This is a genomic window from Pseudanabaena sp. UWO310, from assembly GCF_006861605.1.
Taxonomy (GTDB): Bacteria; Cyanobacteriota; Cyanobacteriia; order Pseudanabaenales; family Pseudanabaenaceae; genus Pseudanabaena.
The window spans coordinates 1-21,993 of sequence record NZ_SELU01000028.1 but is presented as its reverse complement, the minus strand read 5'-3'; the positions used below and the strand labels follow the sequence as shown (position 1 = coordinate 21,993).

At 41.0% G+C, this 21,993-nt stretch carries 23 protein-coding genes and 1 pseudogene; 9 read left to right on the top strand and 15 right to left on the bottom strand.

Annotation, left to right across the window (positions count from 1 at the left end):
* Positions 1-117: 117 nt before the first annotated feature.
* The 3 genes from argJ to PseudUWO310_RS11055 all read right to left on the bottom strand — a co-directional run bounded on the left by argJ (position 118) and on the right by PseudUWO310_RS11055 (position 2,415).
* A complete protein-coding gene (gene argJ, locus PseudUWO310_RS11065; RefSeq protein ID WP_142601128.1) occupies positions 118-1,329 on the bottom strand; it encodes a bifunctional ornithine acetyltransferase/N-acetylglutamate synthase in 1,212 nt (403 codons plus the stop codon).
* Positions 1,330-1,477: 148 nt separating this feature from the next.
* Positions 1,478-1,954 (bottom strand): acyl-CoA thioesterase, encoded by a 477-nt coding sequence (locus PseudUWO310_RS11060; RefSeq protein ID WP_142601126.1) that lies wholly within the window; start codon positions 1,952-1,954, stop codon positions 1,478-1,480.
* Between the two features lie 77 nt (positions 1,955-2,031).
* Positions 2,032-2,415 carry a DUF3110 domain-containing protein gene (locus PseudUWO310_RS11055; protein ID WP_142601123.1) on the bottom strand — a complete coding sequence of 128 codons (384 nt, stop codon included), beginning with the start codon at positions 2,413-2,415 and terminating at the stop codon, positions 2,032-2,034.
* A gap of 256 nt (positions 2,416-2,671) precedes the next feature.
* Here PseudUWO310_RS11055 and PseudUWO310_RS11050 point away from each other — a divergent pair, with 256 nt between their 5' ends.
* Together PseudUWO310_RS11050 and PseudUWO310_RS11045 are read left to right on the top strand one after the other, a co-directional pair.
* A complete protein-coding gene (locus PseudUWO310_RS11050; RefSeq protein WP_142601120.1) occupies positions 2,672-3,217 on the top strand; it encodes a WcaF family extracellular polysaccharide biosynthesis acetyltransferase in 546 nt (181 codons plus the stop codon).
* Positions 3,218-3,257: 40 nt separating this feature from the next.
* Positions 3,258-4,205, top strand: a complete 948-nt coding sequence (locus PseudUWO310_RS11045) for a class I SAM-dependent methyltransferase (RefSeq protein WP_142601118.1) — start codon at positions 3,258-3,260, stop codon at positions 4,203-4,205.
* Between the two features lie 222 nt (positions 4,206-4,427).
* Here PseudUWO310_RS11045 and PseudUWO310_RS11040 read toward each other — a convergent pair whose 3' ends face one another.
* The 3 genes from PseudUWO310_RS11040 to PseudUWO310_RS11030 form a co-directional block, all read right to left on the bottom strand.
* Positions 4,428-5,204, bottom strand: coding sequence for a hypothetical protein (locus tag PseudUWO310_RS11040; RefSeq protein WP_223805622.1), 777 nt, complete (start codon positions 5,202-5,204; stop codon positions 4,428-4,430).
* A 401-nt stretch (positions 5,205-5,605) separates the two neighbouring features.
* Positions 5,606-6,664 carry a pentapeptide repeat-containing protein gene (locus PseudUWO310_RS11035; RefSeq protein ID WP_142601113.1) on the bottom strand — a complete coding sequence of 353 codons (1,059 nt, stop codon included), beginning with the start codon at positions 6,662-6,664 and terminating at the stop codon, positions 5,606-5,608.
* A 153-nt stretch (positions 6,665-6,817) separates the two neighbouring features.
* Positions 6,818-9,148: a serine/threonine-protein kinase gene (locus tag PseudUWO310_RS11030; protein WP_142601110.1), complete on the bottom strand. Its 2,331-nt coding sequence runs from the start codon at positions 9,146-9,148 to the stop codon at positions 6,818-6,820.
* Positions 9,149-9,731: 583 nt separating this feature from the next.
* Between PseudUWO310_RS11030 and PseudUWO310_RS11025 the strand changes: the two genes are divergently transcribed.
* Entirely contained in the window at positions 9,732-9,977 is a 246-nt protein-coding gene (locus PseudUWO310_RS11025; RefSeq protein WP_009625854.1) for a hypothetical protein, read from the top strand.
* Here the strand turns inward: PseudUWO310_RS11025 and PseudUWO310_RS11020 are convergent.
* On the bottom strand, positions 9,974-10,780 hold the full coding sequence (locus PseudUWO310_RS11020; protein ID WP_142601107.1) for a rhodanese-related sulfurtransferase: 807 nt from the start codon (positions 10,778-10,780) through the stop codon (positions 9,974-9,976). The two genes, PseudUWO310_RS11025 and PseudUWO310_RS11020, sit on opposite strands and share 4 nt — an antisense overlap.
* Positions 10,781-11,041: 261 nt before the next feature.
* Between PseudUWO310_RS11020 and PseudUWO310_RS11015 the strand changes: the two genes are divergently transcribed.
* From PseudUWO310_RS11015 to PseudUWO310_RS11000, 4 genes are all read left to right on the top strand, one after another.
* The gene (locus PseudUWO310_RS11015; protein WP_142601104.1) at positions 11,042-11,638 is read left to right on the top strand and encodes a glutathione S-transferase family protein; all 597 of its coding nucleotides are present in this window, start codon (positions 11,042-11,044) and stop codon (positions 11,636-11,638) included.
* A 110-nt stretch (positions 11,639-11,748) separates the two neighbouring features.
* Positions 11,749-12,327, top strand: coding sequence for a pyridoxamine 5'-phosphate oxidase family protein (locus tag PseudUWO310_RS11010; RefSeq protein ID WP_142601101.1), 579 nt, complete (start codon positions 11,749-11,751; stop codon positions 12,325-12,327).
* A 69-nt stretch (positions 12,328-12,396) separates the two neighbouring features.
* A complete protein-coding gene (locus PseudUWO310_RS11005) occupies positions 12,397-12,939 on the top strand; it encodes a protein tyrosine phosphatase family protein (RefSeq protein WP_142601098.1) in 543 nt (180 codons plus the stop codon).
* A gap of 58 nt (positions 12,940-12,997) precedes the next feature.
* A complete protein-coding gene (locus PseudUWO310_RS11000; protein WP_142601096.1) occupies positions 12,998-13,420 on the top strand; it encodes a DUF1348 family protein in 423 nt (140 codons plus the stop codon).
* A gap of 6 nt (positions 13,421-13,426) precedes the next feature.
* Here PseudUWO310_RS11000 and PseudUWO310_RS10995 read toward each other — a convergent pair whose 3' ends face one another.
* From PseudUWO310_RS10995 to PseudUWO310_RS10980, 4 genes are all read right to left on the bottom strand, one after another.
* The gene (locus tag PseudUWO310_RS10995) at positions 13,427-13,987 is read right to left on the bottom strand and encodes a hypothetical protein (protein WP_055073658.1); all 561 of its coding nucleotides are present in this window, start codon (positions 13,985-13,987) and stop codon (positions 13,427-13,429) included.
* Positions 13,988-14,091: 104 nt separating this feature from the next.
* Positions 14,092-14,514, bottom strand: a complete 423-nt coding sequence (locus tag PseudUWO310_RS10990) for a hypothetical protein (RefSeq protein WP_142601094.1) — start codon at positions 14,512-14,514, stop codon at positions 14,092-14,094.
* Between the two features lie 18 nt (positions 14,515-14,532).
* Complete coding sequence (locus tag PseudUWO310_RS10985; RefSeq protein WP_142601092.1) at positions 14,533-14,973, bottom strand: hypothetical protein; 441 nt, start codon at positions 14,971-14,973, stop codon at positions 14,533-14,535.
* Between the two features lie 268 nt (positions 14,974-15,241).
* A complete protein-coding gene (locus PseudUWO310_RS10980; protein ID WP_142601089.1) occupies positions 15,242-15,424 on the bottom strand; it encodes a hypothetical protein in 183 nt (60 codons plus the stop codon).
* Between the two features lie 126 nt (positions 15,425-15,550).
* Between PseudUWO310_RS10980 and PseudUWO310_RS10975 the strand changes: the two are divergent.
* Positions 15,551-16,508: pseudogene (locus PseudUWO310_RS10975) on the top strand (Rpn family recombination-promoting nuclease/putative transposase).
* Positions 16,509-16,857: 349 nt separating this feature from the next.
* Here the strand turns inward: PseudUWO310_RS10975 and PseudUWO310_RS10970 are convergent.
* The 4 genes from PseudUWO310_RS10970 to PseudUWO310_RS10955 form a co-directional block, all read right to left on the bottom strand.
* The gene (locus PseudUWO310_RS10970; protein WP_142601087.1) at positions 16,858-18,066 is read right to left on the bottom strand and encodes a WG repeat-containing protein; all 1,209 of its coding nucleotides are present in this window, start codon (positions 18,064-18,066) and stop codon (positions 16,858-16,860) included.
* Positions 18,067-18,081: 15 nt separating this feature from the next.
* Positions 18,082-19,125, bottom strand: a complete 1,044-nt coding sequence (locus PseudUWO310_RS10965) for a DUF2778 domain-containing protein (protein ID WP_142601084.1) — start codon at positions 19,123-19,125, stop codon at positions 18,082-18,084.
* 256 nt (positions 19,126-19,381) lie between these two features.
* The gene (locus tag PseudUWO310_RS10960; RefSeq protein ID WP_142601082.1) at positions 19,382-20,107 is read right to left on the bottom strand and encodes a hypothetical protein; all 726 of its coding nucleotides are present in this window, start codon (positions 20,105-20,107) and stop codon (positions 19,382-19,384) included.
* 230 nt (positions 20,108-20,337) lie between these two features.
* A complete protein-coding gene (locus PseudUWO310_RS10955; RefSeq protein WP_142601080.1) occupies positions 20,338-20,646 on the bottom strand; it encodes a hypothetical protein in 309 nt (102 codons plus the stop codon).
* A 107-nt stretch (positions 20,647-20,753) separates the two neighbouring features.
* On the opposite strand from PseudUWO310_RS10955, the gene PseudUWO310_RS10950 reads away from it, so the two are divergent.
* Positions 20,754-21,647, top strand: a complete 894-nt coding sequence (locus PseudUWO310_RS10950) for an Rpn family recombination-promoting nuclease/putative transposase (RefSeq protein WP_142601078.1) — start codon at positions 20,754-20,756, stop codon at positions 21,645-21,647.
* The last annotated feature ends 346 nt before the right edge of the window (positions 21,648-21,993 follow it).

The window sequence follows — 21,993 nt, the reverse complement described above, 5'->3', positions numbered from 1 at the left end:
TGCCCAGCTACTTATCCAGCTACTTATCAAGCAATAACATTTGTTTGTTCTGGTTACATCCTACGTTTAGGCTAAAAATTGCGTAGAGAAGGCGTGCATAGCACGCCTTCTCTATCTTTAAGTAGTGTACTCGGCGTTGATTTTGACGTAATCGTAGCTGAGATCGCAGCCCCAAGCCGTACCATCACCACCACCATCGCCGACCCCGACGTTAATAACTACGGTGTCATTTTTGAGATAGTCGCTAGCGGCTTGGCGATCGTATTCCTGAGGCGTACCACCCTTCATCATCACAAAGTCGCCCAATTGAATATGCAATACATCTTGATCGAAATCCACGCCCGATCGCCCTGCCGCAGCGGCGATTCTGCCCCAGTTAGGATCGTTACCAAAAACGGCGGATTTAACCAGTGAAGAACCGACTATGGTTTTGGCGATTTGCCGAGCGGCGATCGCAGTTGAGGCTCCAGTGACATTGACCTCGATCATGCAGGTTGCGCCTTCCCCATCACGGGCGATCGCCTTGGCTAATTCCATACAAACCTCTTGCAGCATGGCTTGAATTTGCTGTGCGGCGGCAGAATTCTCATCGCTAATGACTACGCCCGACTCGCCATTGTTCAGAGCTAGCACCATGTCATTAGTACTGGTATCGCCATCGACAGTCACTTGGTTAAAGCTAGCATCGATCGATCGCGACAACATGGTTTGCCATAGCTGGGGCTCCACGCCCGCATCGCAAGTCACAAAACCAAGCATCGTCGCCATATTGGGGTGAATCATTCCCGAACCTTTACAAATGCCGCCAATGCGGACGGGCTTGCCATCAATTACCGTTTCAAGGGCAATGCTCTTGGGAACCGTATCCGTCGTCATGATCGATCGCGAAGCAGCTTCACCACCATCCGCAGAAATTAGGGGCGCGATCTTGGCAATTCCCGATCGCATTTTATCCATCAGCAATTGCTTGCCAATGACACCCGTGGAGGCAACCAATACGCCATCTTGGGTATTTAAGGCTTTTTGGACTAATTCCGCACATTCCACCGCATTTTGCCAACCTTCTGCACCAGTACTGGCATTGGCTTGTCCTGCATTGCAGAGAATCGCGCTGACTTTACCACCCTTAGCTAATACTTCCCGATTGAAGTCCACACAGGCAGCTCGGACGCAGGATTTGGTGAATACTCCTGCGGCGATCGCAGGAACATCCGAGGCGATTAGGGTTAAGTCGGGTGCGCCCGATGGTTTTAACCCAGCGGTAATGCCTGCTGCTTTGTAGCCCTTTGCAGCGGTCACACCACCCGCGATTACTTGCCAATTTGCCATAATTTTGATTTAGTTCCTTTCATCTTTATTATTATCTGTCAGTAGCTGGGCATAATTAAAAACTAGAGCTAAAACCTGTAGTACAAGCGCAGCTTGCGCTACAGGTTTTATGTTTTTATTTAGACCGTGCGGCGTTGCGGCGCGATCCTTATATTTCCGTCAGCTTGGCGATCGCTCCTTCTAAGGAGCTAGGTAGCGATCGCAACAGCTTACGTTTTTCAAAATCTACAGGTACGAGGGTAACCACTGCTGTTACACATAGATCTGTTTCGGTGCGAATTTGGTATTCCCAATTAAGGCGGACTTTATCGGGTACGAGCTTAGTCATCACCAGCAAATTGTCACCCATCCTTGCCGAACGATGATAGCGCAAAGACATTTCCACTACTGGCAAATCCACACCTGCGGAAACTAATTCTTCAAAACTCATGCCCACAGTACGCAAACATTCGACCCTTGCCTCTTCCATCCAATTAATATAGGAGCCATGCCATACCACACCCGAATAGTCCGTATGGTGGGGATAGACGTGAACCGCATAGTTAAACCAGCCTTCATTCTCAGGATTTGGCTCAAACTTGGTAATTGTTTTCGTTAATGCATTAGAAGTAAGTTCAGCCGTCATATTGATACCTAAAACAAATTCTTATAGGGCTTTGTTCGGTTATGAGAATACGCTCGGAAGAACTGTACGCTCATAACTCATAGTAAATTCTCTAGACGACGACGCATCATCGCAATTACGGGATCTTCTACCTCGGCATCAGTCTCTGGTTCCGAGAGCTTTTGAACGCGATCGGGCGACCAATCCGTTTTGTCAACATTTTTTTCTGGTGGAACTAACAAAGCATCAGTTGGTACGATATTTAAGTCGTAGTTAGCATCCTCACAGAATTCCTTTAGCTCTTCACTGTCAATGCTTTCCACTGTCGGCGATAAGAAATCCTGTGCTTCCAGTAAACCTGCATAACGAATGGCATCATCCTCTTGCTCAAAGGCGACAATGATATTATTGCCTTCAATTTCCAGTGTATAGATCCCTTCGTTATCAGTGTTGGCGTTAAACAGCAATACCCAAACTTGCATAGAAAAAACTCGACCATTAGAAAAGCTCTAATATTGTATAACATTGCCCAATCCCAGATTTTGGTTGAGAGTGTTGCTTTGCAACACTCTCAACCAAAATCTGGGATTTAGGACTGCTAGGACTGTTAAGTGACTGGGCATAATTAAAATCCAGATCTCAAACCTGCGCCGCAGTTTTGAGGGGTTTATACCAATTCACAAAAGTATTGTCACTCTTTCGTGAATTAAAAACTAAATCTAGTGAGGAGTCATCACTTTGCGTCTTGATCGCTACACAACGGGTAAATACACCATAGGCGTAACCATTGCCAAGCAGCTACTTTGGTACTTTATTGGCGCAACCTTGGTGCGTAGTTACTTAATTCCTTTTTCATGGCTAAAAGTTACCATCTTGCGCTGGTTTGGCGCGGAAATTGGTCAAGGTGTGAGAATCAAAACGGGGGTACGGATCAAATTCCCTTGGCGCTTGATTGTCAAGGACTTTGTCTGGATTGGTGAAGATGCTTGGTTAGACAATCTCGATCTAATTACGATCGAAAGCCATTGTTGTATTTCTCAGGGAGTTTATCTCTGTACGGGTAATCACGACTGGTGCGATCGCCATTTTGCACTGCGTACGGCTCCAATTTATATTGAGACGGGGAGTTGGATCGCGGCAAGGGCTACCGTGAGCGCGGGGGTGCGGGTCGGTCAGGGGGCGGTGTTGGGGATGGGTAGCGTGGCGACCCGATCGCTAGAACCAATGACGATCTATCTTGGCAATCCTGCGATCGCTATCAAGTCACGTAAAATCAAAGAGTAATTATATTTTTTATAGTAATCATCTTTTTTATTTTTTATATATGACTATCACTACTTCAGCCCCTAACCCTAAAATCGGACTCGCCTCCCGTATCGTCAATGGCATTTTAGCGATCGCGCCTTTATTTAACCTTGCCAAGCAACGCGCTCGCAAAATGATGATCGAACGCGCCGAATCGATGGGCGTAAACTGGCGACAAATTGTTGCCGATTTACAAAAACAGGATCTTGAGGCAGAACTAGTTAAAGTTCAAAATCCCAACTTAAAATATCCCGAATATTATCTCAAGCATTTTCATGCTTACGAAGAAGGGAATCTCGGTTGGTTGCCCGCAACGGAAGTTGAAGTAGCCGCCTATGCCGTCCATTCGCGCATCTGGAATGACGATAAACCACCCGTGCAAGGCGATGCCAGACTGCGTCAAAGCTATCTGGATATCGTCAAAGAAAAAATGCCCGCACCTCAAAACATTCTCGACATCGGTTGTAGCGTAGGCATGAGTACTTTCTCTCTACATGAGAACTATCCCCTTGCTAAGATTACGGGGCTAGATTTGTCACCTCATTTTTTAGCGATCGCTAACTACAATACCAACCTCAAATATCCGCAACTAACCGAAAAGGGGCAAATACAATGGATACATTCCACTGCTGAAAACATTTCCTTACCTGATGCTTCCTGTGATTTTGTTTCCTGTTTTCTGCTATTCCATGAATTACCGCAAGATGCAACAAGGCAAATTCTGAGAGAAATCCGTCGGGTTTTGCAGCCCAACGGATATTTCGCCATGATGGACATGAATCCCCAATCCGATATCTACCAGAAAATGCCTCCCTACATCCTCACCCTCCTCAAAAGCACTGAACCCTATCTCGATCAATACTTCTCCTTCAATCTTGCCCAAGAACTAGTTGCCGCAGGCTTTGCCTCTCCTACCATCATCGCCAATAGTCCCCGTCACCGCACTGTCATTGCTAGAGTCGCTTAATAGAGTAAGGCAGCGCAATCGCTGCCTTACTCTATTAAGCATTAGATCTCTTACAAAACTCAAAATGAGAATGGGCATTATAGCTGTATTTACTTAAGTCAGGAAATCAAACCCAATAGATAGTTGCGGCGCTTCGCGCCGCAACTATCTATTGGGTTTGATTTTTGTCCTAATATTACTGACTATAGCTATATCTCAAACATACTTTGCTAGCTAAAAATTTTAGAACCATTTTGTATAAAGCGAAACAATCTTAGTTTTATCCAATAACTCAAAGCTGAGATTATTTATATCAAGATCTAAAATATTTAAACGCACTTGAATAATGCTTTTTTCGACGTTATTAATAAAATTATTGAGCTTTACTTTCTCCAATTCTTTACTGTAAAAAGAAAAATTTTCTTCATTCCATGCCAACTCCTCATTCCAAGAGAATTGCTTTGTTATATTGAGCTTTGGAAATATTGCTAAAAACTCATATTCAAGTCTTATAGAAAAATTATTTGTACCTTTATTAAGAAAGTTATAGCTTGCCCTTAGTTCTTGTTGACGATGAGATGTTAAAAATGCTTCCATATACCTCGTTGTCTCTAGTAGAACGGGAGCGAATTTATTTCGATGCCAACCTACAATTGCAAGAATATCTTGGCTAACACCTGAACCAGTAGCACCTTCAAGGTTTTCAACTATAATAAATTCTTTCCCATTTCCCAACAAATCTTCATAGCGTATTTTTCCTCTTCCATAGGGCGACAGAATTGTAAATTCTGTGTCTTTATAAAATTCACCCGCGCTATTTTGTTCGTAAATATTTAAAATTATAGATCGCTGATAAAAAGCGCGTTTAGTGTATACACCTCCATATTCTCGTTCTTCAATTACACAATTTTTTTTATCCTTGTCCTTTAGTCTATGTATTTTACAGTTTTTGCTTAATGCTTCAGATTCATCTTTAAAACTAATAGGAATACCCACTACATGATTTTGGACTAATTTCATGTATTTTTTAATGGGTAAATAGTTTTCATCAAAATGCTGCCCACTTACTAAAGAATGAGTGGGTAATAGAAAGACACTAAAGAAGAATAATATCCTTGATATCAAAATAACAGTCTTCTGAAAAAATATAAAAATATCTTATAACAGCAATTATCGATCAAATGAATCAAAAGAAAATTTTTGAAAGCTTTGCTTTGCAAAGCTTTTAAAAATTTTCTTGGTTTGGGTTTGAGTGCAAAGCGCTGTATAAGTAAGTGGGCTTAATTAAATATAAAACCTAAAACCTGCGGTGCAGGTTTTATACGAAGTTAAGAAATGGCGTAGCCATTTCTTAACTTCGTATTAGATATAAAGTAAATTTTTTAGCTCTCTTATATTTTGGATCCTGCGAGTGGCTTCTCCTATCTATGAACTTTCCCATCTGGAAGGGTTGCGCCTTTGAGAATTGCGCCGACGAGATTAGCACTACTCAACTCGGCACGGTTGAGAATTGCGTCCGTGAGATCGGTCTCTGCTAGATTTGTCCTTGCGAGATAAGCTTCGATCAGATTTGCTCTGATCATAATCGCTCCCCTCAGATTGGCGCGGCTGAGATCGGCACGGGATAACTTGGCATCCGTCAGATCGGCTCCTTGCATCTGTACTCGACTGGCTTTAATATCTGCCATGATTGCACCATTGAGGGCAACCCCGTTAAAGTCAGCATCAATTAAGATAGCGCGTTCTAGTTTGGCATTATTTAAAACTGCGCCCGCAAGACTAGCACTGCTGAGATTTGCCTCAGTTAGGAATACGCCCTGCAAGTGAGCATTATTTAACTTGGCTTCGCTGAGGTTCGCGCCACTGAGGGTTGCCTCTTGCAAGTTTGCTCCGCGCAGATCCGCCTTATAGAGATCGGCTCCCGATAGATTTGCTCCCCGCAGATCTGCCCCAGAGAGGTTTGCTCCGATCAAACTAGCGATGCTCCGTTTCTTTCTACTGACATCGATTTCATCCCGATCGCCAACCGCTCGCTCTTGCCTGAGATTTGCGCCGCGCATACAAGCACCACCCAGATTTGCCCCACTCAAGTTAATCGTCCGCATATCCGCATCAATTAAGTTCGCATCCATCAAGTTAGCAAGGCTCAGGTTTGCACCAAATAACGTCGTTCCTTGCAAGCTAGCACCATGAAGATCGGCATTAGACAAATTGACGTTACTCAGGCTGGCTTGATTGAGATTTGCACCACAGAGATTTGCCCCTACCATCAAAGCTCCACGCAGATTTGCCCGAGTTAAACAGGCAAAGGTCAGAACCGTACTATTGAGATAGGCTTTGGATAAGTTGACATCAAGCCAATCTGTACGGCTGAGATTTGCCCCACTAAGTTTAATGCCACTCAGATTGCATCCGCTAAAGTCGCGATCGCCTTGGGCATAACGTCGCAGGATATCTTGAGAAGTGAGCGCTGCATCCATACCGATCGATCCTTTTAACTAATGTGAGTGGGAAGTCCTGCACCCTATCCGTTTACAGGATGGGTGACGGGATGAAAACGAACCAGAAAATAAATTGAGCGCTAGCGAATCCATGTTTATCTAGAGAATAGCGGCGCAAAGTGCCGCCATTCTCTAGATAAACTGACAAGTGTCATCATCGTCACTGTTGCGAAAGATCAAACTAGGCTGGGTAAAGTCCGTATCGTCAGAGGGCGATTGACGACCTTCCGCAGGATGTTGCATCGATTTAACCTCAAGCAGATCGTAGAGAGAACTAACGGCTTGCAGGATATAGCTAGCTGATTGATCGTAAGCATTCGGTTCACTTAGCGATCGCGCCGTTTGCCAGATTGATTTTTCCGCCCTATCAAAGGATGCATAGGCATAAAAAAATTGTCGCAGCAGCCCATCTAGTCCATGACTGCGTAAATCTTGCCAATTATCGCGATCAGGATCGAAGGGATAGTAGAGTACGGAAAAAAGTAAAATCTTGGCTCGCATAGAACTGGTAAATCGCATTAGTTCTAGCCTTAGATCAAATAGATCGCTAGCAATTTGGGGATTAAAGGGAATCTTGCAGGGACTCTTGCTAGGACCTTGTAAATCCATTGATGATTCTGTTGGTAATTCGGTTGGCAATTCCGTTTGCGGTGAATTGCTGGTTGCCTCTATAGCGCGATCGGGGTAAAGCGGTTCTAACTTGATCAACAATAAATTACCGATCGCTAAATACTCCGTAGGCTTAGAAACTCTTTGGACAGCCCCTTGAATCAATGCGGTCAACTGGGCAAATGTGGGCACAAAGGAAACTAGTTCTCTTAGTAAATTTGTCCAATTTATACTGTTCAACTGGCGGAGATCGCTCTCCCATACATCTTGGTAGGTATAAAATAACAGCTTTTTGAGCCGCATTTGCTGGGTATCGGTGTCAATGTCATGGGCAACCCATGCATAAACATCCGATTCATCATAGGTATAGGGATCGATCGCTGCTATTTCATGACCAACTATGCCCAATTCCGAACTCATTTGCATGGAAGTTACATTAACTGCCTCTGGTTCAGATGCCACTGGTTCTAAACTATTGTAAGAATTATCAATCGGAGCGATCAGTTGCGCCGAATCTGCATTAATTACTAGATGATTAACTGAATAAACTTCTGGACGACTAGGTGGAGATGGAAGAATAGATGGAGGGGAAGCGACAGGCGCGGCGATCGCTGCTGTTTTTTGATACATCTGTGATGCGGCATTAAAAACGATCTTCGCCACGATTAAATATTGGCGCTGCTTTTGTACGTCAATTGTTTTAACTGCCTTAACTAAGTTCTCTTTAAGCAATTCGATCGTGGGATATTGCTGATATATGTCCTGAAGTAATTCCCCAAAACTAAAATTATTTAAACGGTTGAGATCATTTTCCAGAATACCCGTACAAACGAGGCATACGAGCTTCTTTGCCCTGACGGGATCTTCACACATTTCTAAATCATCGGAGACATCATCGATCAGCTGATCGATCGGACTTTTGACCGTATGCGCGGGAATAGGATTTGGAGATGCATCAACCGATGGAGTCACTACACTGAGAATCGTGTGAGCGAGCGATCGCGTTAACAGGGGTTGGAGCGCATCTAAAACTTCACTCGCCGATTGATAGCGCTGCCGAAAGTCAAAACGCACCATTTTATCGATTACTTCCGCCAAGGTTGGGGTAACTTTGGCAAGATCGCGCCAGCAAAACTCGCTTGTTATCGGATCTTCAGGAATCTGATTGGGCGATAATCCCGTCAGGGCTTGCAAAGCAATCATCCCGATCGCATAGATATCACTGGCATACATTGTCTTGCCACTATATTGCTCGTTTGGCATATAGCCGGGGGAGCCAATCACTAAGCTCGAAGTGTTGGTATTGCCTAACTGGCTGATCGGCTGGGTACTAACCTCTTTGACTGCACCAAAATCAATCAAGACGATCTTCTTATCGCTGGTACGCCGAATCAGATTGCTAGGTTTGAGATCCCGATGAATCACCTGTTGTTGATGAACAAAATCAAGGGTAGGGAGAATATCCGTTAGAAAATCAATCGTATATTGCTCGCCCAAACATTGACCGCGCTTAATCTCTTGGGTTAAAACATCACCTTCAATGAGTTCTTGGGCGAGAAAAAACTCTTCATCCTCTTCAAAGTGAGCCAGTAAACTGGGAATGCAATCGTGCTTACCCAATCGATAAAGCACCTTTGCCTCTTTATCAAATAGTTCACGGGAGATTTTTAAAATTTCTGCTTGGGATGAGGCAGGCTTAAGTTGCTTGATCACGCAGGCTGGGCGATCGGGCAAATATCCATCTTCTGCAATAAATGTTTGGCTAAAGCCACCTCCGCCAAGCATCTTAACGATCTTATAGCGCCCAGTCAGGGTTTTACCGAGCATAATCATTTCAGCCAATACTAACTTCAATATTTTTGCACTTCCTTAACGTCCTCGCAAGTTAATTGTCAGGGCTTTTTGCAAAATATTTAGGATTATGACACTTAATAGAGAGGTGGCGCTTTGCGCCACCTCTCTATAGCAATCAAATAAGCCTTCGGCTCCTCTCAACTCATTTAGGATTGCTACAAGTAAGTGGGCTTAATTAAATATAAAACCCTAAAACCTGCGGCGAACGCTGCGCGTTCGCCGCAGGTTTTAGCTCTGGATTTTAATTATGCCCACTTACTTAACATGAGTTCGGGATAACTTGAAACTGGCTTTGAGAAAGGGTTTGCTACGCAAACCCTTTCTCAAAGCCCAAAAGTAAAAGCCTTGCTACGCAAGGCTTTTACTTTTGGGCTTTTAAAACTTGCCAACTTAACTCGAATGGACTAAAAATTAGCGATCTTCTTCGGTTTTTTTTGTGATTTCGATCGCATTTTTACAACATCAACATCACAGGATCGAAGATTTGCGATCGCAGCAGCAAAAAAATTTTAAAGCGATACTCATAACCATAGAGAAATACCTTTAGCGCACTAACAATCTCATTAACAATCCTACTAACGCCATGATTCTTAATTCCCTAAACCAAGTTCGCTCGATCATGATTAATACAATTGCTGGCACAGAAAAAGCAATTATGTATTTGGGCAAAATCTTTGTCATCGATAAAGCCTATAACAGCCTCACCGATGCCATTGCAGGATGCCGAAGAGATCTAGACTTGGGCATGGCAATCTTGATCGTACCCGACGCTAACAAGTACTGCGTTTGGGTCGTCATTCCCGACGAGTTAATCGTCAATCCCTGCTAAATTCTATCAATGCTAACACGATCATCAAAGACGAAACATTCTCCTTCCCAAACGCTTTCTTCTGGCGGAACTTCTTCGATATATTTGAGAATGCCCCCCTTCAGGTGATATACCTCCCTAAAACCCTGCGATAACATATAGGCACTAGCCTTTTCACAACGAATTCCTCCCGTACAGAACATAGCAACTTTTTGATGTTTCTCAGGATCGAGTTGCTCCTTGACGTAGTTAGGGAATTGTCCAAAGACTTCTATATTCGGATCGACCGCGCCTTTGAATGTTCCAAATTCAACTTCGTAGCTATTGCGCGTATCGATTACAATCACCTCAGGATCGGCAATTAAGGCATTCCAATCCTTTGGCTCCACGTATTTCCCAACTCGGTGTCTGGGATCGATATCGGGAACGCCTAAAGTTACAATCTCTTTTTTGAGTCGGACTTTCATGCGTTGAAATGGAATCCCCTGACAATAAGATTCTTTATGCTCCAAATCTTGAAGGCGCGGATCGCTCCGCAGATAAGCTAATAGAGCATCAATCGCTTCGCGTTTACCTGCGATCGTCGAGTTGATTCCTTCCTTAGCTAAAAGGATTGTGCCTTTTAATTGGCGATCGGCGCAAAACTGTTTGAGGGGAGCCTGCAACGATTCATAATCTGGCAAGTCCGTGAAATGGTAGAAAGCTGCCACTACGCACAATTCCGTGCCAAGTTCCGTGCCAAGTTCTATATTTTCTTGAACACGACCTTGGGCGTTGTTGATAATTTGTGCTTGCAGACGATTTATTTGCTTGATCCTACTCATTTACTCAAAAACTTACTAAAGCATCATTTCAATATACAACATTTACCATAGAAAGCTTGACTAAGCCTTCTTTACCTGTAGCGCAGGCGCAGTGTGTGCTACAGGTTTTGGGGTTTTATATTTAATTGCGCCTAGCCACCCCTATCCAAAAAAGTTTTAATGCATCCATTGACAATTGTACCGAACGAACGGTACAATAATTTCGTGCTGAATGAACGGCATAAAAAATATTTCCTCGTTCCTTCTCACCATTAAAAAACTATGATTAAGCTATATGGTCACGAAATATCGGGTAATTGTTACAAAGTAAGCTTGATGCTGTCGCTACTCAACCTTGATTATGAATGGGTTAGAGTCGATCTCCTGAAGGGTGAGCAGAAGTCAACTGAGTATTTGGCAAAGAATCCCTTTGGGCAAGTGCCTCTACTAGTGGATGGGGATACGAATTTGGCGGATGCTCAGGCTATCCTTGTTTACTTGGCGCGAAAATACGGTGGCGAGCAATGGCTCCCGACGGATGCTTTGCTGATGGCAAGGGTAATGCGCTGGCTATCAACGGCAGCAGGTGAAGTGCGTCAAGGGCTTGAGAGTGCAAGACTGTTCCATCTGTTTGGCGCAGGAACGAATATTAATATCGAACGAGCCACACAAAAGTCAATTTTCATTCTTCAGCAAATCGATCAGCATCTAAGTGAGAGACATTGGCTAGAATGCGATCGCCCCACAGTTGCAGATATTGCCATCTATCCCTATCTTTCACTCGCTAAAGATGGTAAAATCGATATCGCGTCTTATTCTAACATCCTAAATTGGATGGAAAGAATTAAAGATCTTTCAGGCTATATTCCAATGGCATAACGATGAATAGAATCTTGGCAATCTCTAGTAGTCTTAGATCGCCATCTACGAGTAAGGCTATATTACAAGCTTTCTTTATTCTGCTCTCTTAATTCATGAGGAGTTAAACTATGCCCCGTCAATTTGGTACGATCGCTTTTACTCCAGCAGTACAAGCAATGCAAGAGAGAATGGGTTCTCGCGAGAATTACCAGCGCTTTGTCGATCAGGGTGCAGATAATAATACCATTACTCCCGACTTAGCAGAATTTATTGCTAGCATGGAGGGCTTTTACCTTGGTACGGTTACTGCCAATGGATATCCTTATATTCAGTTTCGTGGTGGTAAGGCAGGATTTTTAAAGATTCTTGACGAGCGAACTCTGGGATTTGCCGATTTTCGCGGTAACGTTCAATATATTTCCGTAGGGAATCTTTCGGAAAATGATAAAGCCTTTTTATTTTTGATGGATTATCGCCACCGTCGCCGCCTCAAGATTCTCGGACGCGCTCGTATTGTTGAAAACGATCCTACAATTCTCTCGCAGGTAAAAGATCCCAGTTATGCAGCAGTAGTAGAACGCGCAATCGTATTTGAGATTGAAGGTTGGGATTGGAATTGTCCGCAACATATTCCTATGCGCTATTCCCAAGCAGAGGTGGATGTGCTGCTGGCAAAAATCCATGAATTAGAAGATCTTCTACCATAGGGATGATTGGCTGCGTAAAGCGCCGCCAATCATTCCTATGGTTTTGTGTCCTACACAAATTTTAAAAACATGAAAATTAAAAGCGTTTTGAGTAATATTGTCTTGTATGGGCGATCAACATGGCAGATCGTCAAATCTCGCCTACAACCCAAAAAAGGCTTAGATGATATTCTGAACTATCGGTATATCTCAGATCAATTGGCGACAAGCGGACAACCAACTGCTGAGGAATTCTCCTTGATTCGCCATGCAGGGTATCAAACGGTTCTCAACTTAGCGCCCCCCAATGCCTCCAATGCTTTGCCCAATGAACCAGCGATCGTTCGTGGTTTAGGAATGGATTATATTAATATTCCCGTAGTTTGGGATAGCCCTACAATAGCTGACTTCACTAAGTTTTGTGATGTGATGCAAGCGCATAGGGAAAGACCAATCTTCGTTCACTGTGCTATGAATATGCGGGTATCAGCGTTTGTTTATCTCTATCGTCGCTTGATCATGGGTGTCTCAGAGCCAGAAGCCTATCAGTTAATGACGACTATCTGGCATCCCAACGAGACTTGGCAGCAATTTATCGAAAATGCGATCGCTTCCTACAGCAGTTCGCCTTGAATTTTTGCATTAAAATTTTAGAACTTTCAATTAACTTTTTATCAATATTAAAAAAACTATGGAAACTAAGCCCCCACTCCCTCCTTTTACGCTCGAAACCGCCAAAGCCAAGGTACAGGCAGCAGAAGATGCATGGAATACCCGCGATCCCGAACGAGTTGCCCTTGCCTACACAGAAGATTCAGAATGGCGGAATCGATCGGAATTTTTGAACGGGCGGGATGCGATCAGAGATTTTCTCAAACGCAAATGGGCAAAGGAACTAGACTATCGTTTGAAGAAAGAGCTTTGGTGCTTTATGGATAATCGGATTGCCGTGCGCTTTGAGTATGAGTGGCAAGATGAAGCTGGTTCTTGGTATCGTGCTTACGGCAATGAGAACTGGGAATTTGCAGAAAATGGTCTGATGATGCGTCGATTTGCTAGCATCAACGATTTACCAATTCAAGAGTCAGAACGAAAATTTCGCTGGGAGCGTTAATTGTCATCATAAGCTTGACTGTATAATTTTTTGGCGTTGCTTCCACATGTTATGACGTTGATTCCATTCACTAGTTTTTATTTGGGATTTCTTTTTTCTCAAATAATCATACCAAGCTCCAATTATTTTTTTGCGCACTTCTAGATCATGAAAATTTTCATGGTTTTCAAGGAGATGATCTGGGACAGTGCTCTCTGACTTACCAGATTCTATAGAGATTAAATCCATAAGCATACCTAAAGAGAGAGATAAGGAACGATTGAATTCCTTTTCACTAGAAGATTTCGCAAGATGCTGGTCTACAATTAAGTATAAGTTTTCATAGCTTGAATATGAAGAAAGTACTCCTGATGCTCTTTGACTGAGAAATAGCTTGTTGTCTAATGCTGCGAATGAAAGAATTTCAATAATCTCGTCTTTCGATAAATCGTCTTTTTGCTCCAGTTGCTCAACTCGCTGTAATCTTCTATCTGTTTCAGTAGGCTGATTTATTGAAACTTGGCAAGAGTTGAGGAAAATAGATAATGCTATAACAAAAACAATGTCTAATTTTAGTTTTCTATCCATAAACTTGACAGAGTTGCTTGTGTTAGACTGCGGCTCTTATTATTTCAACTTTACCTGTAAGTGGACAATACCAGTATTTTTTTCATAGTATTTTTTTTAAATTATTAAAATTTTGGTGGATAAATTTTACGTTGAATCATTTTAGTCTTGTCTGCATCCCAATTGTTTTTTATCCATTTATTGGAAACTTTTCCCCAGAAAAAAATTTGAGAATTATCAGTATTATAAACCCAAGCTCTATCATTTTCATCCCAAGCAATCTTAATGTTGAGATAACCCACAAAATCTGAATCTTTATCTTCATATATAAGGTTATTCTGTTTGTCGTGTATTGATACAAACCAGAAGTATCTGGGATTTTCACGAGAGTCATCATTTTTAGATTTGACAGTTGCCTTTAGGATATATACCCCAGATGGAGCAACAAGTACTTTCTCTCCTGAAGTAATATCACCACATGATTGAATAAGAATAGCTATAAGGAATAGAAACTTTAAGAATAAAGACTTATGAAATTTTTTTAGCATAATACATATGGGAAATAATTATACAGGTGAGGGAAATTCGACAGTCCAAATATTCTCAAGTTGATCAAATTTAGGAATCGGCTCTGAGGAATTTGGCTTGATAGCTCTCCATGTAGCAATCGAAGCAGCAACTTTTACGGAATCCTCTGTAGTATCAACTTCAGTTCCTATAACCTTAGTAATCTTTACAAAAAAATATTTATTGTATGATGACCTTTCAAGATAAGTTAAAGTTTCTTTAGCCCCTTCAATTGCCGCATTAATCCAGTCATCGTGAGTTCTAGAGTTAACCTCACCTAGTCCAGTATTAACTTCTTGACCTATTGCATCAATCACAGAGTTTTCTATTAGAGAGGGTTCTGCCTCCACCCAAACACGAACACCAAAAAAGGGATGACCTATTGTGCCATCTTTCCAGATTCTAACTACTACTTTCGACAAAGTGTATTCTCCGATCATATTTTTCTTGATTCTTTTATAAAGACATTGTAATTATGGGGAATTCGATTTTCTATCTATAAACCTCACTTTTTGTTATTTGAGTATTGTAGTAACGATGACAAGAGGTTAATATCCAAGAGTTCTTCCACGAAAAAACGAAGAGAAAACATTACTTGCAAAGTAGTGTTCATAGTTTGGTAGGATGCGTTAATGAAATGTAACACCCATTTTTTTATGAAATGAATAGACAATCGTAAACCTATCAACAAGCAAGAGGCGATTTTATCTATGGAATGAATGGAGCGTAGGATGCGATCGCACCAGTTCCATTGCTGTGAGTGATATTGGTGAGGCAGTTGAGATTGTCGTAGGTGTTATTTGTCTCAGCAAATCGCACCAGTTCCATTGCTGTGAGTAATATTGGTGAGGCGGTTGAGATTGTCGTAGGTGTGATTTGTCTCAGCAACAAGATTATAGAGGGTCGCCAATCAGTGTAGAGTCAAAAATGCTGGAGGAACTGATAGAATCAATTAGCAGACATTCCTAAAAAACTATAGTTCTCGCAAAAAAATAACGAACTACTCAAGATAAAGTCATGTCTAACCCTCTTTCAACTCGCCACAGTCGCGATCGCTACATCAACCTACTCACAGACTTTGGCTTCAATCGGCTATTTGGAACAGAGCCAAACAAAAACTTGTTAATTGACTTTTGGAACAGAGCCAAACAAAAACTTGTTAATTGACTTTCTGAATGTAATTTTACCCGCCCAGCATCGGGTCAAAGATCTAACCTACCGCAGCACTGAAAATCTCGGCAATACCCCAAGCGATCGCAAAGCGATCTTCGATCTTTATTGCGAAAGCGAAAAAGGCGAAAAATTTATTGTCGAAATGCAAAAAGCTAAACACAACTACTTTAAAGACCGCAGCATCTACTACTCGTCTTTTCCGATCCAAGAGCAAGCTGAAAAGGGAGATTGGAACTACAAACTCGCTCCAGTTTATACAATCGGCATTTTAGACTTTGTGTTTGATGAAGATAAAAATGATGACACTTTGTTACATATCGTTGAGCTAAAAGATCAAGACTGCAAAGTCTTCTACGAGAAGCTCAAATTTATTTATCTCGAATTACCAAAATTCAAAAAATCCATCGACCAACTAAATGACCACTTTGACAAGTGGTTATTTCTGCTGAAACATCTACCTGACTTGGAAGAGCCTCCTTTACCTCTGCAAGAAAATGTATTTATGCAACTGTTTGAAGTAGCTCAGATTACTAGCTTTTCCCCAGAAGAAAGAGAAGCCTATGAAAACAGCTTAAAGTACTATCGAGATATGAAAGGTGTCATCGAAACGGCAAGAGAGGAAGGTATACAAGAAGGCAAAGCTCAAGGTATTGTGCTCGCTGAGCAAGCTAATTTTATTGCCGATCAGGAGCGGCTGGCTAAAGAACAGGCAGAGGCGATCGCTGAGCAGGAGCGTAATGAAAAAGAAAAACTTGCCGCATACCTCAGATCGCTTGGCATTGACCCAGACGCTATTCCATAGCGATTGCTCACCAAATTCTAGAAATAGCTGATCGCTCACTTTCAAGAATTTCTAGTGCAAGATTTTTTCAATTTCAAATCAATCGCTGAAAGTATTGCTATATATTGCTTTCAAGCATGTCATGATACAGTTTTATACGAATAGTTGCCATACCCGGAATTCGGATGGTTAAAGTTTGGTGAGGTTGATGGGGCTTCCCAAGAGCCAACTGGCGAAGTCGTTGGGAAGGTTTCGGCGAGGAATTTGCAGGTGTTGTCAAAGCTCATTGCTGGATTTTATCATTTTGGGCTTTGTTTGCATGATTTTTGCGATCGGGATTCTATACTCGAAACAATCCTAAGAAAATTAATTACTCTACTTTAGGTTGAAATACATACATACCTTTACGATCAATATAAGAAGCATCAATTGCATCATCGAAATCATTATAGTCATAAGAATATTCTTCACTCTTGATTCCAATACTTTGGCTTGGGTCTCTTACTGATGCTAGCCCTCCTCTAAAATTTAATGCTTTACTGAATCTATAGGGAATAATTAACTTGTCATTTCTATCAATGTACCCCCAAAGATCTTTAATTTTAACTGCCGCTAAATCTTCGGAAAAAGAATTACAATATCTATAAATATTAGGTATCTCAAATTTACCAAATTTATTGATATATCCACATTTACCGTCTAATTCTACAGCAGCCAATCCGCCTGAAAAATGAAACGCTTGATCGAATAAGAAAGGAATCACTAAATTTTGATCTTTATCAATATAGCCATAATTTCGACGATCTTTAAATTCATCTTGAATTGTATTTGAAACTACGGCTAAACCTTCTGAGAAAGAATCTGCCCTTAAATATTTTGAAGGAATTACAATTTCACCTTTTGTATTAATAAATCCATATTTTGATTTTTCTTCACGAGTAGCAAATACAGCTAGACCTTCTGAGAATTCGTAAATATCTCCAAAAAATGGACTTGGTTGAATTACTACTTTTCCATTAGTATCAATAACTTCAAGTTTTACATCGTTGTTTTCAGAAGTGTGCACGGTTGCCAATCCCTCGCTAAAGTTGCGTGGAAATCCATTAGCATCGCTACTATATTTCGCTCCAATTACAAACCATCCAGACTCATTAATATATCCCCAATATGCTCTCACTGAAAAAATACTATCAACCCTAACTGGAGCTAATCCATTATTAAATTTACCAACATTAAGAAATATTGAAGATATAGCTATTTTCCCTTCTTTATTTATAAACACGCAATTTTCTTCGCGAAATTCCTGTGAAGGCTTTTCACAAACAGGTGCTAATCCATTATGAAAATCATCTTTTAAGTATTGATATGGAGACAATTTTTCAATTTTAATTATCGGCTTTCCATTTATATCTATGAACCCTGTAAAATCTTTATTTTTTACTCTAAACAAATTCTGTTCGGACATATTGTCAAGCCTATTAATAGAAATGATTCCATGATTATCAAATGTATTGTATATAGAAAATATCACAATAAGTAATGTCAAAAATATTACAACTAACTTAATTAAAATTTTCATCGGATTGACTTCAATTTACTTAACAACAAGCTCACCAAATTTTTTCACTGTTGGGTAAGTCAGGGTGTTCAAAACTGATCTACCAAAAGACTTGAAAGCAGATAAATTATCTTGAGGATTGGGCTTTGGAATAAAATTATCTGTAACAAGAATAGATTTTCTATTGATAAATTTTCTTACTCGCCTAGCTATAGATTTAGTCTCTTCGTCTTCATTTGTATCACTATCAAAATAATTTCCTTCTTTGACAGTAACGCAACCTGCTGACGAATTCCCATAGGAATGAAGTCGATATCCAAATCTGCCATTATATTGATCGATATCGTCTCTTGGAATAGAATCATGACGATCTAAGCGATAACCATAGTCAGGATCGATAGCAAATTCTAAAATATCATATACTCCTGGTGGAACACCGCCAAAGTCTCTAATATGAGTCAAATCTCGTCTGTTGACATAGCCAGTGTCTAGAATAGCGTGAACTGTTCCTTTTTTGCCGTTCTTCCTATAGAGATATTTGCTGTCTTCCAAGAGTTGATTATTTACACCCGTGACATAGCCATCATTAGTTCTATTCCTATTGCCATCATAGCTATAACTCTCATTGTCTTGAAAATCATATTCACCCGAAATTAGCTGATTGGTGTCGTCATAGTTATAACTAGAACTTCCATCATTGCTACTAACACCTGTGATCCTGTCGCCTTGATTATAGGTTTGGCTGTAGGATGCGATCGCACCAGTTCCATTCCTGTGCGTGATATTGGTGAGGCGATCGCGATCGTCGTAGGTGTTATTTGTCTGAGCGACAAGATTATTGTCACTGTATCGATATTTGTTGGTGACTTGACTAATCGCATTGTAAGCATAGTTCACCCGCTTATAGCCTTGAGCGTTAACAGTCAAGCGATTTAACGCATCATACTCACGGGTAGTCGCGACACCGAGACTGCCATTGATGGTGTCGATCATCGATAACACATTGCCTACATTGTCGTAGCTATAGCTCATGATCGTCGTGGGAAGATTAGGAGTCCCTTCGTTACTGACTGCCAACATCCTACCATCAAGGTCATAGGTATAACTGTAGGTGCTGTCTCCGCAGTAGCCAACTGGCGAGCCGCTGGGAAGGTTTCGGCGAGGAATTTGCAGGTGTTGTCAAAGCTCATTGATGGATTTTATCATTTTGCGCTTTGTTGCTGTATGGTTTATGAAATTGTTTTTTGAATTTAGAGCGTTAATTACAACCAAACAACAAAGGAATATGTAAAGCTTTTACTTTCTTCGTGCTTTAGGAGATTAGACAGGGGGAGAGCTAATTTTCGTTGAAATAATTTGTATACCAGTTATTTAAACCTTTCAACCATGCGTCAGCTTTTCTTTCCTCTTCTGTATACTCTGAAGGAGTTATATACCAATATGGTTCTCGGTCTGGTTCGATTCCCAAGTATCTTACACGATATGCTTGAGGAAAGGTTCTCCAATAACTATACTTCCAAGGAGAAACAATATCCCATTTAATTTCACCAGAATGAATCCAAGTGAATCCTAAAGAAAAATATGTCTGAATTTCGAGATACTCTTCCAGTATATCCTTACTTAAGCATATAAGCGTTACTTCCCAATTTGGATAACCATCAATCTGAGAAGCTGAGTTCTCTAACAGATTTTCCCATGTAGGATTAGAATATCTTTCCCATTTTTCTCCGCCCTGTTTGGTTAAACCATATGAAAATAGATTTTCGTAGCCTTCTCCATGGCTACCAATTATAGACCTTGAACCTACTTCTAAAGCCTCAAGAATTTCGTCGAAATTTGGTGTAAATGGAATATCTCTCATCTCTGGTCTGATTCCATTAGAGTAAGCAAATATATCTCCTCTCTGGAATAAATTATCAAGGGCTTTTGCCATCTCTGGTAGAGACAAGTCTAGTGGTGCTCGATTAACTGCCAAATTCCCTCTAATATCAGGAACAATCCAGCACACTCCTATATGCATATAAACGGCAACATCAAGAAACCAATATTCATATTTATCCATTTTAGTAACCTCGGTTAAAGTATTTCTGTCCTGCTTTATCTTTGATATTTAGGATGCCAAAGACATCAATTATACGGGGTTTCGGGGTTTCAGTACATACACGGATCATTTCAATTGATCCTCCACTTTGTTTTTCACCTCGATTGTACAAATCTTTTATAAACTCATTAGTCGATTTATCAGTACGCTTGATTCTATTACCCACGATGTCATACTCATAGAGATATTTGTTATCTTCCAAGAGTTGGTTTTACACCCGTGACATAGCCATTATTCTTTCTATTACCATTGCTGTCATAGCTATAACTCTCATTGTCTTGAAAATCATATTCACCCGAAATTAGCTGATTGGTGTCGTCATAGGTATAACTAGAACTTCCATCATTACCAGTGACACCCGTGATTCTGTCACCTTCATCGTAGGTTTGGCTGTAGGATGCGATCGCACCAGTTCCATTGCTGTGGGTGATATTGGTGAGGCGGTTGAGATTGTCGTAGGTGTTATTTGTCTCAGTAACAAGATTATAGAGGGTCGCCAATCAGTGTAGAGTCAAAAACGCTGGAGGAACTGATAGAATCAATTCGCAGACATTTCTAAAAAACTATAGTTCTCGCAAAAAACTAACGAACTACTCAAGATAAAGTCATGTCTAACCCTCTTTCAACTCGCCACAGTCGCGATCGCTACATCAACCTACTCACAGACTTTGGCTTCAATCGGCTATTTGGAACAGAGCCAAACAAAAACTTGTTAATTGACTTTCTGAATGTAATTTTACCCTCCCAGCATCGGGTCAAAGATCTAACTTACCGCAGCACTGAAAATCTCGGCAATACCCCAAGCGATCGCAAAGCGATCTTCGATCTTTATTGCGAAAGCGAAAAAGGCGAAAAATTTATTGTCGAAATGCAAAAAGCTAAACACAACTACTTTAAAGACCGCAGCATCTACTACTCGTCTTTTCCGATCCAAGAGCAAGCTGAAAAGGGAGATTGGAAATACAAACTCGCTCCAGTTTATACAATCGGTATTTTAGACTTTGTGTTTGATGAAGATAAAAATGATGACACTTTGTTACATATCGTTGAGCTAAAAGATCAAGACTGCAAAGTCTTCTACGAGAAGCTCAAATTTATTTATCTCGAATTACCAAAATTCAAAAAATCCATCGACCAACTAAATGACCACTTTGACAAGTGGTTATTTCTGCTGAAACATCTACCTGACTTGGAAGAGCCTCCTTTACCTCTGCAAGAAAATGTATTTATGCAACTGTTTGAAGTAGCTCAGATTACTAGCTTTTCCCCAGAAGAAAGAGAAGCCTATGAAAACAGCTTAAAGTACTATCGAGATATGAAAGGTGTCATCGAAATGGCAAGAGAGGAAGGTATACAAGAAGGCAAAGCTCAGGGCATACAAGAAGGTAAAGCGATCGCTGAGCAGGAAAGACTTGCTAAACAACAAGCTGAGCTAGCACAACGACAGGCGGAGGCATTGCTAAAAAAATACAAAGATCTTTTCGGTGATATTCCTGAATAGAGCGATCGCTTGTAGATTCTTGCCCATACCATTTTAAAATCGCTTGTTCAGTTTGTGAACTATTACAGAGCGATGACTGATCAATTCAAAAGCGATCGCCTGCAAATTTCAAAAAAAACTAATCACTATCCAAATTTGTTGATGACTTGACTAATCGCGTTGTAGGCATAGTCTACTCGCTTATAGCCTTGAGCGTTAACAGTCAAGCGATTTAACGTGGAGAGTGTAGAGTATTTTGTGTAAAGTCTGGGATATATACAGAGAGACAATCTAGACACACAACTACTAACACCAAAACAGATGAATATACGCAAAGAACTGCTCGATGAATTGTTGCAAGAATGTA

Bases quoted from the DNA above. Each gene is read 5' to 3' on its own strand.
- argJ (WP_142601128.1), bottom strand. From the start codon at position 1,329: ATGGCAAATTGGCAAGTAATCGCGGGTGGTGTGACCGCTGCAAAGGGC.
- PseudUWO310_RS11060 (WP_142601126.1), bottom strand. From the start codon at position 1,954: ATGACGGCTGAACTTACTTCTAATGCATTAACGAAAACAATTACCAAG.
- PseudUWO310_RS11055 (WP_142601123.1), bottom strand. From the start codon at position 2,415: ATGCAAGTTTGGGTATTGCTGTTTAACGCCAACACTGATAACGAAGGG.
- PseudUWO310_RS11045 (WP_142601118.1), top strand. From the start codon at position 3,258: ATGACTATCACTACTTCAGCCCCTAACCCTAAAATCGGACTCGCCTCC.
- PseudUWO310_RS11040 (WP_223805622.1), bottom strand. From the start codon at position 5,204: ATGAAATTAGTCCAAAATCATGTAGTGGGTATTCCTATTAGTTTTAAA.
- PseudUWO310_RS11035 (WP_142601113.1), bottom strand. From the start codon at position 6,664: ATGGATGCAGCGCTCACTTCTCAAGATATCCTGCGACGTTATGCCCAA.
- PseudUWO310_RS11025 (WP_009625854.1), top strand. From the start codon at position 9,732: ATGATTCTTAATTCCCTAAACCAAGTTCGCTCGATCATGATTAATACA.
- PseudUWO310_RS11020 (WP_142601107.1), bottom strand. From the start codon at position 10,780: ATGAGTAGGATCAAGCAAATAAATCGTCTGCAAGCACAAATTATCAAC.
- PseudUWO310_RS11015 (WP_142601104.1), top strand. From the start codon at position 11,042: ATGATTAAGCTATATGGTCACGAAATATCGGGTAATTGTTACAAAGTA.
- PseudUWO310_RS11010 (WP_142601101.1), top strand. From the start codon at position 11,749: ATGCCCCGTCAATTTGGTACGATCGCTTTTACTCCAGCAGTACAAGCA.
- PseudUWO310_RS11005 (WP_142601098.1), top strand. From the start codon at position 12,397: ATGAAAATTAAAAGCGTTTTGAGTAATATTGTCTTGTATGGGCGATCA.
- PseudUWO310_RS11000 (WP_142601096.1), top strand. From the start codon at position 12,998: ATGGAAACTAAGCCCCCACTCCCTCCTTTTACGCTCGAAACCGCCAAA.
- PseudUWO310_RS10995 (WP_055073658.1), bottom strand. From the start codon at position 13,987: ATGGATAGAAAACTAAAATTAGACATTGTTTTTGTTATAGCATTATCT.
- PseudUWO310_RS10990 (WP_142601094.1), bottom strand. From the start codon at position 14,514: ATGCTAAAAAAATTTCATAAGTCTTTATTCTTAAAGTTTCTATTCCTT.
- PseudUWO310_RS10985 (WP_142601092.1), bottom strand. From the start codon at position 14,973: ATGATCGGAGAATACACTTTGTCGAAAGTAGTAGTTAGAATCTGGAAA.
- PseudUWO310_RS10970 (WP_142601087.1), bottom strand. From the start codon at position 18,066: ATGAAAATTTTAATTAAGTTAGTTGTAATATTTTTGACATTACTTATT.
- PseudUWO310_RS10965 (WP_142601084.1), bottom strand. From the start codon at position 19,125: ATGTTGGCAGTCAGTAACGAAGGGACTCCTAATCTTCCCACGACGATC.
- PseudUWO310_RS10960 (WP_142601082.1), bottom strand. From the start codon at position 20,107: ATGGATAAATATGAATATTGGTTTCTTGATGTTGCCGTTTATATGCAT.
- PseudUWO310_RS10950 (WP_142601078.1), top strand. From the start codon at position 20,754: ATGTCTAACCCTCTTTCAACTCGCCACAGTCGCGATCGCTACATCAAC.